This is a genomic window from Bacteroides sp. D2 (assembly GCF_025147085.1).
Taxonomy (GTDB): Bacteria; Bacteroidota; Bacteroidia; order Bacteroidales; family Bacteroidaceae; genus Bacteroides.
Map to the genome: position 1 here is coordinate 6,782,450 of NZ_CP102261.1, position 14,027 is coordinate 6,796,476.

Here is a 14,027-nt window from a genome sequence, read left to right on the forward strand (position 1 = left end):
TCAAGTTATTTATAACTCTCAATTAATGAAATATCATGCTTAATAAAATTATACATTACTCCCTACACAACCGGTTGGTTGTAGTTTGCGCGGCCATCCTCCTGCTTATTGCGGGAACGTACACCGCCATGCATACGGAAGTAGACGTATTCCCCGACCTAAATGCACCTACGGTAGTAATCATGACCGAGGCGAACGGTATGGCTGCGGAAGAAGTTGAACAGCTCGTTACTTTTCCTGTTGAAACTGCCGTAAACGGAGCTACGGGTGTGCGTCGTGTCCGCTCTTCCTCTACTAACGGATTTTCCGTTGTTTGGGTAGAATTTGATTGGGGAACGGATATTTATCTCGCTCGTCAGATTGTTAGTGAGAAATTAGCGGTGGTCAGCGAATCGCTGCCGGTCAATGTCGGCAAACCGACTCTTGGACCACAGTCTTCTATCTTAGGCGAAATGCTCATCGTCGGTCTGACTGCCGACTCCACTTCCATGCTCGATCTTCGCACGATTGCGGACTGGACCATCCGTCCACGCCTGCTGTCTACCGGAGGAGTGGCACAAGTGGCTGTGCTCGGAGGAGATATCAAAGAATATCAGATTCAGCTAGATCCCGAACGGATGCGTCATTACGGCATCTCGATGGGAGAAGTGATGGCTGTAACACAGGATATGAACCTAAATGCCAATGGAGGTGTGCTCTATGAATTCGGAAATGAATATATTGTACGTGGTGTACTCTCCACTTCGAAAACAGAGCAACTTGGCAAAGCGGTAGTAAAGACAGTGAATAACTTCCCTGTCACGCTGGAAGATATTGCAAACGTAACCATCGGCCCGAAGGCTCCGAAACTGGGTACTGCTTCAGAACGCGGCAAATCTGCCGTCCTGATGACTGTTACCAAGCAACCGGCTACCAGCACACTGGAACTGACGGACAAACTGGAAGCATCTCTGAAAGACCTCCAGAAAAATCTGCCGCCGGACGTAAAAGTTTCAACGGACATATTCCGTCAAAGCCGCTTCATCGAAAGCTCCATCGGCAATGTGAAGAAATCACTCTTTGAAGGAGGTATTTTCGTTGTCATCGTGCTTTTCCTGTTCCTGGCAAATGTACGTACTACGCTGATCTCATTGGTGACACTGCCTCTTTCCCTGCTCGTTTCGATCCTGACTTTACACTACATGGGGCTGACAATCAACACCATGAGTCTTGGAGGTATGGCGATAGCTATCGGCTCATTGGTAGACGACGCCATTGTCGATGTGGAAAACGTATATAAACGACTGCGGGAGAACCGCCTGAAAGTGGAAGCAGAAAGACTAAGTACGCTCGAAGTGGTATTCAATGCGTCGAAAGAGGTGCGCATGCCTATCCTTAATTCAACGTTGATTATCGTAGTCAGCTTTGTTCCGTTATTTTTCTTGAGCGGCATGGAAGGCAGAATGTTGGTTCCACTAGGTGTTGCTTTTATCGTGGCCCTGTTTGCGTCTACGATAGTTGCCCTGACACTGACTCCGGTGCTCTGCTCTTATCTATTAGGAAGCAATAAGACGAACAAGAAACTGAAAGAAGCTCCTGTTGCCCGCTGGATGAAAGGGATTTATGAAAAAGCACTGACTTGGGTACTGGCACATAAACGTGTGACTCTCGGAAGTACAATCGGACTTTTTGTAGTTGCCCTCGGAGTGTTTTTCACACTTGGACGCAGCTTCCTTCCTTCGTTCAATGAAGGATCGTTCACTATCAATATCAGTTCTCTGCCAGGTATTTCGCTGGAAGAAAGCAACAAAATGGGACATCGTGCCGAAGAGTTATTGATGACAATTCCCGAAATACAAACGGTAGCCCGGAAAACGGGACGTGCCGAATTGGATGAACATGCGTTAGGAGTCAATGTTTCTGAAATAGAAGCTCCGTTCGAATTGAAAGATCGCTCGCGTAGTGAACTGGTAGCTGATGTACGTGAAAAATTAGGTACGATCACCGGAGCAAACATAGAAATCGGACAACCGATCAGCCACCGTATCGACGCAATGCTGTCGGGTACGAAAGCGAATATCGCTATCAAGTTATTCGGTGACGATCTAAATAAGATGTTTTCACTCGGCAATCAAATCAAAGGAGCGATCAGTGACATTCCCGGTGTTGCCGACCTGAACGTGGAACAACAGATTGAACGTCCGCAGCTGAAAATACAGCCTAAACGGGAAATGCTGGCTAAGTTCGGTATTACCCTGCCGGAATTTTCGGAATATGTGAATGTAGCTTTGGCTGGAAAAGTGATCTCACAAGTGTATGAACAGGGCAAGAGTTTTGACCTGATCGTAAAAGTGAAGGATGATGCCCGAGATGAAATAGAGAAAATCCGTAACCTGATGGTAGACACGAACGACGGCCGCAAAGTTCCTTTGAGCTATGTAGCGGAAGTGGTATCGGCCATGGGTCCGAATACGATCAACCGCGAGAATGTGAAACGTAAAATTGTCATTTCCGCCAATGTGGCCGATCGTGATTTGCGCAGTGTTGTGAATGATATTCAGAAACGTATCGACACATCGGTACAATTACCCGAAGGTTATCATATCGAGTATGGTGGACAGTTTGAAAGCGAGCAGGCTGCCAGCCGGACATTAGCGTTGACTTCATTTATCAGTATCGTGGTTATCTTCCTGTTGCTGTACAATGAGTTCCGCAGTGTGAAAGAATCCGGGGTTATTTTGCTGAATCTTCCGCTGGCATTGATCGGTGGTGTCTTTGCCTTGGTGATTACAACAGGGGAAGTCAGCATTCCGGCTATCATCGGTTTCATTTCCTTATTCGGTATTGCGACCCGTAACGGTATGTTGCTCATCAGCCACTACAATCATTTGCAAAAGGAAGAAGGTTTGAATGTATATGATAGTGTGATTCAAGGTTCTCTCGACCGTCTGAATCCGATTTTAATGACGGCATTATCTTCTGCACTGGCACTGATTCCATTGGCACTTGCCGGTGATTTGCCCGGTAACGAAATCCAGAGTCCGATGGCAAAAGTGATTCTAGGAGGATTATTAACGTCTACTTTTTTGAACGGTTTTATCGTTCCGATTGTTTATCTGATGATGCATCGGAAAGAGGCCCAGAAAAGCCTGTAGAGAGGGATATTTTTCCTCGGTGAGAAAACCATCGTTCCCCAGTGAGGAAACAAGTGTTTCTCGGTGAGGAACGGGTCGTTCCCCGGTGTCAAACAAATAGATGCCTTATCATAAAGTATCTATCAACAATAGCTTGTAATAAATAAAGAAATTAGAAATGAAACAAATCATGACCATAAGCGCTGCACTTCTTTTCTTAACCATAGGTGAAGTGCAAGCCCAAAACGGAATTGAACAGGTATTGAAGAATATCGAAACGAACAATAAGGAGTTGCAGGCAAACGAGCAACTGATTACCTCGCAGAAGCTGGAAGCCAAAATGGATAATAACTTGCCTGATCCTACTCTCTCTTACGCGCATCTATGGGGAGCAAAAGATAAAAGCGAAACAATCGGTGAGCTGGTTGTTTCACAAAGCTTTGATTTCCCTAGTTTATACGCCACACGTAACAAGTTAAACCGTCTGAAAGCCGGAACTCTTGACAGTCAGTCGGATGTTTTTCGTCAGGAGAATCTGTTACAGGCAAAAGAACTTTGCCTGGACATTATCATGCTTCGTCAGCAAAAGCATATTTTGGAGGAACGTCTCCGCAATGCGGAAGAACTTGCTAAAATGTACGCCAAACGTCTCCAAACAGGGGATGCAAATGCTCTCGAGACCAATAAAATCAACTTGGAACTGTTGAATGTCAAAACGGAAGCGTCTCTGAACGAAACGGCACTTCGCAATAAGCAGCAGGAACTGAATACGCTGAATGGTAATATTCCGGTGGTTTTCGAAGAAAATCAATATCCGGCTATACCGTTCCCAAGCGATTACCAAATGTTGAAATCGGAAGTCATGGCTACAGACCGTACCTTAATGGCACTAGGCAACGAGAGCCTCGTTGCCCGTAAACAGATTGCTGTCAATAAATCCCAGTGGCTGCCGAAGCTGGAACTCGGCTACCGTCGGAATACAGAGACGGGTGTGCCTTTCAACGGTGTAGTGGTGGGCTTTTCCTTCCCGCTTTTCGAAAATCGGAATAAGGTGAAAATTGCTAAAGCGCAGGCACTCAACATCGACTTGCAAAAGGATAATGCTACACTGCAAGTGGAATCTGAATTGGCACAACTTTACCGGGAAGCGAAAACGCTGCATGCTTCAATGGAAGAATATAGCAAGACTTTCCAGTCTCAACAAGATTTGGCATTGCTGAAACAAGCTTTGACAGGTGGACAAATTAGTATGATCGAGTACTTCGTTGAAGTATCGGTGATCTATCAAAGTCATCAAAATTATCTGCAATTGGAAAATCAGTACCAAAAGGCAATGGCACGGATTTACAAAAGCAAGCTATAAATAGTACATAAAACCCTTTAGGTATGGGTTACGCTGAACATACTAATTTCTATTTTTAAGTTATATAAGTATGTTTATATAATAAATTAGGCACGGATTACACAGAATTCACGGTCTTTAGTATTGTCATAACTATAAAGCAACAGTGTTAATCCGTGTAATTCGTGCCTAAATATACCTCCTCTCTTTTTCTTCAAATTCCGACTGGATATTTCAAAACAATACATTACATTTGCAACGAACATAAAATCTGAATTATGAGACCTAAACATTTCTATTTATTCATGTTATGCTGCATCCTTACGCTACTAAGTGGCTGTAAAGATGATGACGACAATCCACTGCGTTTTTACAACAGTGAATACGAAGTACCTATGGGTGGCAGACGTTACCTCGGCCTGGAAAGCGGAAATGGTGACTACTCACTTGCAGTGAAAGACACACGCATCGCAAGTGCCGGAACTGAAACTGGCTGGAGCGGAGTACCTGCCGGACGTATGATTTATGTAACCGGTATCCTCACCGGAACGACTTATCTGACAGTAACGGACAATACCACACAAGAAACCTGTACTTTACCAATCAAAGTGGTCGATAATTACGAAAATATAAAGTTGCTCCGCAGCTACTTGTCTAACTTACCCAACGGAGATGCGAATCTTCTACCCGGTATTTCCGACATTTTTCTGATTAACAACCACGCACGGGATGCTTATTTTTTCAAACAGGGAGAACAGACCGCCTTTTCATCCGGACTTGAATTAATAACCCAAGGAAGTTACAAACTGGAAAAAGAAGAAGGAGACGATGAGAAAGTGACACTAACCCTCACTTTTTCGGAAGATATGGCAACACCTGTTTCCAATCATAAATTCATTATATGGGGAAACTCATACTTATTTCACCGGTTGGATAAAAGCCTAAATCTGAACTGGAACACTCCGCCCATTGGAGAAACGCGGACATCACCTGCACCTCCTCCTTCCTACACGCTGGAAGAAATAGCTGAAGGCACAGAAATCGGAAAAGGCAGACAGCTTAGCTTTAGTCTTTCCCAACAGGAAATGCCTGCGGGAATACTGCCTTAATCAGTAACGTCTTCTGACAAGATGCGTATATTTTCTGGTAAGTATCCACTACGGATGCGCCATTCTTGCGGATAAAGATTATTGGCACGATTACCGATATTCTTCACAAATCCGAGAGGGATATGCCGATAAGTGAGCAAAACATACCCACGAGGGGCTGTTGCCGGTAAGGTAATGGCCTCTTTTCGTAAATAAGTGATAGCCTGTTCATAACTTATTTCTTCCATAGCGAATGCTTCCCGACACAAAAGGGAGGTACACATTGCCAATGCATGGTTAGGGATCAAATCCTTTCCTTTCACCTCGCCTATCTCAATCCCTGCCGACACGATTTTCAGGCTTTGCTTCATCATCGTCAATTCATTAGTGTAGTACTGCGAAAAAGCCCGGATATTTGTTCCTTCCGCCAATAAAAGATACTTGTCCGAATTTTCATCATTCAACCAGCTTTTAGCCATATTCAGATGTTCTTTCGATACAGGAGAAGATGCTGCTGTTCCTTTCTTATCCTTCTTCTTGAAAACTTTCTCTTTCGCGAAAGAAGATACCGGGATCTCTTCTTCCGTCTCCGGCTTACGAAAAGCCACCAGAAAAAAGCCTTCACCTTTCGTCTTATGAGGGAAAAAATGATAAACGGGAATAGAAGATTTAGAATGATCCCCTTTATCTGACAAAAGATCTCCTGTTATATTCCAATTCTCCTGCACCTGCACAGTTAATGGTTCGCCCCCATACTCTTGTTGAATCCAACGTGCATTCTCTTCATCCTCTTTTGTATTAAATGTACACGTACTATATATAAGAATACCTCCGGGCTTCAACGCATCCCAGATATCTGCAATAATCCGTCGCTGGCGCTGCCAACAGATTTCCACATTCTCGGGGCTCCACTCTTCCACAGCTACCGGGTCTTTACGGAACATACCTTCACCGGAACAGGGAACATCTGTAAGAATCACATCAAAGAAAGAGAGTAAAGCCGAAAAATCTGCCGGATCATTATTGGTCACTACCACATCCGGATGTCCCCACTTCGTCAGGTTTTCAGCAAGAATCTGCGAACGATTCCGGATTACCTCATTGGCTACCAACAGGCTCCCTTCGGGAAGTACACTACGGGCATGAGTCGATTTTCCACCGGGAGCCGCACAAAGATCCAACATCTTCACCGGTCCCGTGATATATTGCCGGAGTACCTGCTCCACAAACATGGAAGAAGCTTCCTGAACATAATAACAGCCTGCATGGAATAAGGGATCGAACGTGAAAGTGAGACGCTCCTCCAAATAGAATCCTTCGGAAGACCAAGGTACTTTATCCGATAAAGAATGATTGATTTTCAATTGATTCAACCGGATGCTAACCGGTGGTTCCTGTTGGAGGGCAACAGCCAGTTTGTCGTATTCTTCATCGCCCAATAGAGCGCGGGTGTAGTCTATAAAAGAAGCAGGTAATTCCATCTTTCGTTTATTAATTTCCGCAAATATCAAAAATATTTCGTCTCTTTGCAACTTTCTATGATATTAACTACGTCTAACAGATAAAGAAATAAATTAAAAAACTATTGATATGAAAAATTTTCTATTAGCATTGATGGTTGTACTGACCACTTGCACACTGGCTGTTGCCCAGACCACCGTTGTTCGTGATTCCATCGGGAAAGTAAAAGTAACTGTGACCAAAGACAATAAAGCAAATACGAACAATACTGCTGTCACAGTGATTGGTGTAGACACAGCAGATGCTGATTCTGCAGACGTAAATGCAAACTCAAGTAATGTTAGCACCACTCATGGCAAAGCCAGCTTCACATTCGATTCGGATGACAGCGATTTCCCCTTCCACAATGTTAGTGCCGGCGGAGGTATTCTGGTAGCAATCATTGCAATCATTGCTGTATTCGGATTTCCGGTATTCATTCTATTTGTAATCTTCTTCTTCCGTTATAAAAACCGGAAAGCACGTTATCGCCTTGCCGAACAGGCACTTGCTGCCGGCCAACCGCTTCCGGCAGAGTTTATCCGTGAAAACAAAACAGTCGATTCGCGTTCACAAGGCATCAAGAACACCTTTACTGGTATCGGTCTTTTTATCTTCCTCTGGGCAATCACCGGTGAATTTGGAATTGGAGCTATCGGCTTACTCGTTACATTCATGGGCATCGGACAATGGATTATCGGTAGTAAACAACAGACTCAAGACGCAAATGCTACCAGGATATATACAGGCAATAAGGATGAAAAAAAGAACCCGAATAACGTTAAAACCGATAGTTTTGAAATCATCCCTTCCGAATCCGAAGAGAAAGACAATGGAGTAAACGAAGAAAAGAACGACGAGAATAAATGAGCCAACTCAATGATATATCGTTAGTCGCACAGGTCGTGGTGTTCAAAAACACCAGGGCCTTCGACCAGTTGGTGAAGGAGTATCAGGCGCCCATCCGGCGATTCTTCCTGAACCTGACTTGCGGCGACAGCGAATTGAGTGACGACCTTGCGCAAGATACATTTATCAAAGCGTATACGAACATTGCCTCTTTCCAGAACTTGTCAAGTTTCTCTACGTGGCTATATCGTATTGCTTATAATGTTTTTTATGATTATATTCGCAGCCGGAAAGAGACAGCCGACTTGGATACAAGAGAAATAGACGCCATCAACAGCACCGAACAGGAGAATATCGGGCAAAAAATGGATGTCTACCAGTCACTCAAAATGCTTAAAGAAGTGGAAAGGACCTGCATCACGTTGTTCTACATGGAGGACATTAGTATCGACAAAATTGCAGGGATTGTAGGAGTACCGTCAGGGACAGTGAAAAGCCATCTGTCACGCGGGAAAGAAAAATTAGCAACGTATTTAAAACAAAACGGTTATGACAGAAATAGACAATGATAAGCTCTTGCGCGATTTCTTCGCAGAAAACAAGCAGGAAATAGCAGATAACGGATTCAGTCGCCGTGTCATGCACCACTTACCCGATCGTAGTAATCGCCTGGCTCGTATCTGGAGCGCTTTCGTGATGACTGTGGCGGCCGCACTTTTTGTATGGTTAGGCGGATTGGAAGCAGCTTGGGGAACCATAAGAGAAGTATTTATCGGTATGATTAATCATGGCACTTCCAGCCTTGATCCGAAGTCAATTATTATCGCAGCTGTTGTACTATTATTCATGGCTACACGAAAGGTTGCTTCGATGGCATAATTAGCTCCTGGAAAGAAGTTATTTCGTTAAAGAATGATAAATTTGCCCTTGTTAGCAAAGGAGCCCAAACTTAGATATCGTATCTTTGTTCTTCTGTAAACTAAAAGAGTGAGAAGAGTTTTGAAATTACGTATATTTATTTTATTTCTGTTCCTGCCTATATTGAGTGTTCAGGCAGGTATCATCGACAGTCTGATGATACATCCCAGGGACTCAATCGGATTAACCAGCGATTCCCTTGTGCTACGCTATTTACAAGAATCGGGAATCCCTATATCTGATAATAATAAGGTAAAACTGCTAAAAAGCGGACGGGAGAAGTTTATCGATTTGTTTGAAGCCATCCGGGAAGCTAAACACCACGTCCATCTGGAATATTTCAACTTCCGAAATGACTCCATCGCCAATGCTTTATTTGCCCTGCTGGCCGAAAAAGTGAAAGAAGGGGTCAAAGTACGAGCTATGTTCGATGCATTCGGAAACTGGTCGAACAACAAACCACTTAAAAAGAAACATCTCAAGAAAATACGTGAACAAGGAATCGAGATTGTCAAGTTCGATCCGTTCACTTTCCCTTATATCAATCACGCCGCCCATCGCGATCACCGGAAAATAGCTGTCATCGATGGAAAAGTGGCTTATACCGGTGGTATGAATATCGCCGACTACTACATTAACGGACTACCCAAAATCGGAACCTGGCGTGATATGCACACACGCATTGAAGGGGATGCCGTCAATGATCTGCAGGAGATATTCCTAACGATCTGGAACAAGGAAACCAAGCAGAATGTAGGTGGAGCCGCTTATTTCCCCCAACATGAGGAACAAACGGACAGTACGAATATTGTGGTAGCAATCGTAGACCGTACCCCGAAAAAGAATAGCCGTATGTTAAGCCACGCTTATGCCATGAGCATCTATTCGGCCCAAAAGGATGTTCATATCGTCAATCCTTATTTTGTACCGACTTCTTCTATCAAAAAGGCGTTGAACCGGACAATCGACCGAGGCGTAAATGTTACAATCATGGTTTCTTCTGCCTCCGATATCCCGTTTACTCCGGATGCCGCACTTTATAAGTTGCACAAACTGATGAAAAGAGGAGCTACTGTCTATATGTATAACGGTGGATTTCATCACTCTAAAATAATGATGGTGGATGATTTGTTCTGTACAGTTGGCACTGCCAACCTGAACAGCCGCAGCTTGCGCTATGATTACGAAACAAATGCCTTTATCTTTGATACCAAAATAACGGGTGAATTAAATACAATGTTCCGGAACGATATCGAGCATTGCACTCAACTAACGCCTGAATTCTGGAAAAAGCGCTCCCCGTGGAAGAAGTTCGTCGGTTGGTTTGCTAATTTATTCACTCCATTTTTGTAATTTTGTGCGGAGAATCATTTTCACCACAACTTATTCATTATGAAACAATACCTGGATTTACTCAATCGTGTACTAACCGAAGGTACAGAAAAAAGTGACCGTACCGGAACCGGAACCATCAGCGTTTTCGGTCATCAAATGCGTTTTAATCTTGATGACGGTTTCCCGTGCCTGACAACCAAGAAACTACATCTGAAATCAATCATATACGAATTGCTTTGGTTTCTGCAAGGTGATACTAATGTGAAATATCTTCAGGAACATGGAGTGCGTATCTGGAACGAATGGGCGGATGAGAACGGCGACTTAGGACATGTTTATGGTTATCAATGGCGTTCATGGCCTGACTATAACGGTGGATTTATCGACCAGATCAGTGAAGTGGTGGAAACAATCAAACATAATCCGGATTCACGCCGTATCATTGTAAGCGCCTGGAACGTAGCAGATTTGAATAATATGAATTTGCCTCCCTGCCATGCTTTCTTTCAGTTTTATGTAGCAGACGGACGGTTGAGCCTGCAACTGTATCAACGCAGTGCTGATATTTTTCTGGGTGTTCCTTTTAATATTGCATCATACGCATTATTGCTGCAAATGATGGCACAAGTGACGGGACTGAAAGCCGGAGATTTTGTTCATACCTTCGGTGATGCACATATCTACCTGAACCACTTGGAACAAGTGAAGCTCCAATTATCACGTGAACCTCGTCCATTGCCACAAATGAAGATCAATCCGGATGTGAAAAGTATCTTCGACTTCAAATTTGAGGACTTTGAATTAGTGAACTATGACCCGCATCCGCATATTGCGGGAGCAGTAGCCGTGTAACTTTATGAGTAAAATATCTATCATTGCTGCCGTAGACCGCCGTATGGCTATCGGCTTCGAGAACAAACTTCTTTTCTGGTTACCCAATGATTTGAAACGTTTCAAAGCATTAACTACCGGAAACACCATACTGATGGGACGCAAAACTTTCGAGTCACTACCGAAAGGCGCATTACCCAATCGCAGAAACATCGTTTTATCTTCCAACCCGGCTACAGAATGTCCCGGTGCGGAAGTTTTCCCTTCACTCGAAGCAGCTTTGCAAAGTTGTAAAGAGGAGGAACACATTTATATTATAGGAGGAGCAAGTATTTATCAGCAGGCCCTTTCTTTCGCTGACGAACTTTGCCTGACAGAAATAGATGATATGGCTCCCGAAGCCGACGCCTATTTTCCGGAAGTATCGCCAGAGATGTGGCAAGAAAAAAGCAGAGAAGCTCATCCTGCGGATGAGAAACATCTCTGCTCCTATGCTTTTGTTGATTACGTGAGAAAATAACGATTAATCTTCATCTTCTATGTCGACCATGATTGGCATCTGCCGCTTAATGGCTTCATGGAAGGAGATTAATGTCTCGGTACGCGCCAAACCCAATGGTTGCAACTTATCGTGAATAATACTCAATAAGTGATGGTTATTCTTTGCGTAAATTTTGATAAACATATCGTATTTTCCGGTAGTGAAATGACATTCCACCACTTCGGGGATAGCTTCTAAAGCTTTTGTTACCGAATCAAAGGATTCGGGATCTTTCAGATATATACCAATATAAGCGCAAGTCTCATATCCGATTTTCTCGGGGTCGATGACATATTCCGAACCTTTTAATATACCTAAATTAGTAAGCTTCTGAATACGCTGATGGATTGCAGCGCCGGAAACATTACATGCTCGTGCTACTTCCAAAAAAGGAATACGCGCATTCCCTGCAATCAGTTTCAGAATTTGCTCATCTAAAGCATCTAATTGATGATGTCCCATTTTTGAATCAAATTGTTTTTATCAATGAATCTTTTATGCAAAGTTAGCGATTTTTCGACAACAAATACTATAATCTATTACTTTTATTTGCAGAAAGCGGATAAGTCAACAATAGTTCGTACCTTTGCGAAAAACATAAATATACCATTAATATGAAACATATTTGCTGTATTATTCTGTGTTTCTGTACTTCTATAGGAAGTTATGCACAGAATTTTGCTGATTATTTTCAGAACAAAACATTGCGAGTGGATTATATCTTTACCGGGGATGCTACACAACAGGCTATTTATCTGGATGAGCTATCACAACTTCCTACCTGGGCAGGACGTCAACATCATCTTTCGGAACTTCCATTGGAAGGCAACGGACAAATTATAGTGAAAGACCTTGCCAGCAAACAGTGTATCTACAAAACGTCATTCTCTTCTTTGTTTCAAGAGTGGCTGTCCACAGACGAAGCTAAAGAAACAGCCAAAGGATTTGAGAATACTTTCCTTCTTCCTTATCCTAAACAGCCTGTGGAGGTAGAAGTCACTTTATATTCTCCGCGAAAGAAAATAATGGCTACCTACAAACATATCGTGCGTCCGGATGATATATTGGTTCATAAACGGGGAGGATCACATGTCACTCCGCATCGGTATATACTTCAAAGTGGTAATGAAAAAGACTGCATAGATGTTGCCATCCTTGCAGAAGGATACACAGAAAAAGAAATGGATATTTTCTACCAGGATGCCCAACGTACCTGCGAAAGTTTGTTTTCGTATGAGCCGTTCCGCTCCATGAAGGGTAAATTTAATATTGTTGCCGTAGCCAGTCCTTCTACGGACAGTGGTGTCAGTGTTCCCCGCGAAAATCAGTGGAAACAAACGGCGGTTCACTCCCATTTCGATACTTTTTACTCGGACCGTTATCTGACTACCAGCCGGGTAAAGTCTATCCATAATGCATTGGCAGGCATCCCCTACGAACATATCATTATCCTGGCTAACACGGATGTATATGGTGGTGGTGGAATATACAATTCGTATACGCTGACCACGGCCCATCACCCGATGTTCAAGCCGGTAGTCGTGCACGAATTCGGACACAGTTTCGGTGGACTGGCTGACGAATATTTCTATGATGATGATGTGATGACAGATACTTATCCGCTGGATGTCGAACCATGGGAACAGAATATTTCAACACGTGTGAACTTCGCTTCCAAATGGAAAGATATGCTTCCGTCAGGTACCCCGATCCCGACCCCTATTGCTGAAAAAAAGAAATATCCCGTAGGAGTATATGAAGGAGGTGGCTACTCTGCCAAAGGCATTTATCGTCCGGCTTATGACTGTCGCATGAAAACAAACGAATATCCGGAGTTTTGTCCGGTTTGTCAACGTGCCATCCGTCGAATGATTGAATTTTATGTTCCTTAATGGAATACAATTATATTATTGTCAAACTTAAAACCCAAACCTCATGATTAGACTTCAACCAATTAGTACGTCGGATCTGCAACATTACAAATTCATGGAAGAGCTTCTAATTGATTCGTTTCCACCGGAAGAGTACCGTCAGTTGGAACAACTGCGCGAGTACACTGATCGCACGGGCAACTTTCATAATAACATCATCTTTGATGATGACCTGCCAGTCGGCTTCATTACCTATTGGGATTTTGACAGTTTCTACTATGTAGAACACTTTGCAACCAATCCCGCCCTGCGAAATGGAGGCTATGGAAAACGCACGCTGGAATACTTGTGCAATTATTTGAAACGCCCGATCGTATTGGAAGTAGAACGTCCGGTAGAAGAAATGGCAAAACGACGTATCAGCTTTTATCAACGTCAAGGCTTTACGCTGTGGGAAAAAGACTATAGCCAACCTCCTTACAAGCCCGGAGATGATTTTCTGCCCATGTATTTAATGGTACACGGAGAATTGGATTGTGAAAAGGATTTTGAAACAATCAAGAATAAAATTCATACGGAAGTATACGGAGTAAAAAATAACTAAAAAAAGAATCCCGATAGTTGTTGAACTATCGGGAT

At 43.3% G+C, this 14,027-nt stretch carries 13 protein-coding genes; 11 read left to right on the top strand and 2 right to left on the bottom strand.

Features of this window, described 5'->3' with window-relative positions; genetic code table 11:
- The first annotated feature begins 35 nt into the window (after positions 1–35).
- From NQ505_RS25575 to NQ505_RS25585, 3 genes are all read left to right on the top strand, one after another.
- Positions 36–3,134, top strand: coding sequence for an efflux RND transporter permease subunit (locus NQ505_RS25575; RefSeq protein ID WP_008998792.1), 3,099 nt, complete (start codon positions 36–38; stop codon positions 3,132–3,134).
- A gap of 157 nt (positions 3,135–3,291) precedes the next feature.
- Positions 3,292–4,476, top strand: coding sequence for a TolC family protein (locus NQ505_RS25580; protein ID WP_008998793.1), 1,185 nt, complete (start codon positions 3,292–3,294; stop codon positions 4,474–4,476).
- 257 nt (positions 4,477–4,733) lie between these two features.
- Entirely contained in the window at positions 4,734–5,564 is an 831-nt protein-coding gene (locus NQ505_RS25585; protein ID WP_032853479.1) for a hypothetical protein, read from the top strand.
- Here NQ505_RS25585 and NQ505_RS25590 read toward each other — a convergent pair.
- Complete coding sequence (locus NQ505_RS25590) at positions 5,561–7,024, bottom strand: methyltransferase RsmF C-terminal domain-like protein (RefSeq protein WP_008998796.1); 1,464 nt, start codon at positions 7,022–7,024, stop codon at positions 5,561–5,563. The genes NQ505_RS25585 and NQ505_RS25590 overlap by 4 nt on opposite strands.
- 109 nt (positions 7,025–7,133) lie before the next feature.
- On the opposite strand from NQ505_RS25590, the gene NQ505_RS25595 reads away from it, so the two are divergent.
- The 6 genes from NQ505_RS25595 (at position 7,134) to NQ505_RS25620 (ending at position 11,496) form a co-directional block, all read left to right on the top strand.
- On the top strand, positions 7,134–7,913 hold the full coding sequence (locus NQ505_RS25595; protein WP_008998797.1) for a DUF6249 domain-containing protein: 780 nt from the start codon (positions 7,134–7,136) through the stop codon (positions 7,911–7,913).
- A complete protein-coding gene (locus NQ505_RS25600; protein WP_008998798.1) occupies positions 7,910–8,461 on the top strand; it encodes an RNA polymerase sigma factor in 552 nt (183 codons plus the stop codon). Before NQ505_RS25595 ends, NQ505_RS25600 begins: the two co-directional genes overlap by 4 nt.
- Positions 8,442–8,771, top strand: a complete 330-nt coding sequence (locus tag NQ505_RS25605) for a DUF5056 domain-containing protein (RefSeq protein ID WP_008998799.1) — start codon at positions 8,442–8,444, stop codon at positions 8,769–8,771. Before NQ505_RS25600 ends, NQ505_RS25605 begins: the two co-directional genes overlap by 20 nt.
- Before the next feature lie 120 nt (positions 8,772–8,891).
- Positions 8,892–10,163, top strand: a complete 1,272-nt coding sequence (cls, locus tag NQ505_RS25610) for a cardiolipin synthase (RefSeq protein WP_008998800.1) — start codon at positions 8,892–8,894, stop codon at positions 10,161–10,163.
- A 39-nt stretch (positions 10,164–10,202) separates the two neighbouring features.
- Positions 10,203–10,997 carry a thymidylate synthase gene (locus NQ505_RS25615; RefSeq protein ID WP_004311691.1) on the top strand — a complete coding sequence of 265 codons (795 nt, stop codon included), beginning with the start codon at positions 10,203–10,205 and terminating at the stop codon, positions 10,995–10,997.
- Between the two features lie 4 nt (positions 10,998–11,001).
- The gene (locus NQ505_RS25620) at positions 11,002–11,496 is read left to right on the top strand and encodes a dihydrofolate reductase (RefSeq protein ID WP_008998801.1); all 495 of its coding nucleotides are present in this window, start codon (positions 11,002–11,004) and stop codon (positions 11,494–11,496) included.
- A 3-nt stretch (positions 11,497–11,499) separates the two neighbouring features.
- Here the strand turns inward: NQ505_RS25620 and NQ505_RS25625 are convergent, their stop codons facing one another.
- Positions 11,500–11,979, bottom strand: coding sequence for an Lrp/AsnC family transcriptional regulator (locus NQ505_RS25625; protein ID WP_004297952.1), 480 nt, complete (start codon positions 11,977–11,979; stop codon positions 11,500–11,502).
- A gap of 152 nt (positions 11,980–12,131) precedes the next feature.
- Here NQ505_RS25625 and NQ505_RS25630 point away from each other — a divergent pair, with 152 nt between their 5' ends.
- Positions 12,132–13,409 carry an IgA Peptidase M64 gene (locus NQ505_RS25630; RefSeq protein ID WP_008998802.1) on the top strand — a complete coding sequence of 426 codons (1,278 nt, stop codon included), beginning with the start codon at positions 12,132–12,134 and terminating at the stop codon, positions 13,407–13,409.
- A gap of 43 nt (positions 13,410–13,452) precedes the next feature.
- Positions 13,453–13,992: a GNAT family N-acetyltransferase gene (locus NQ505_RS25635; protein WP_008998803.1), complete on the top strand. Its 540-nt coding sequence runs from the start codon at positions 13,453–13,455 to the stop codon at positions 13,990–13,992.
- The last annotated feature ends 35 nt before the right edge of the window (positions 13,993–14,027 follow it).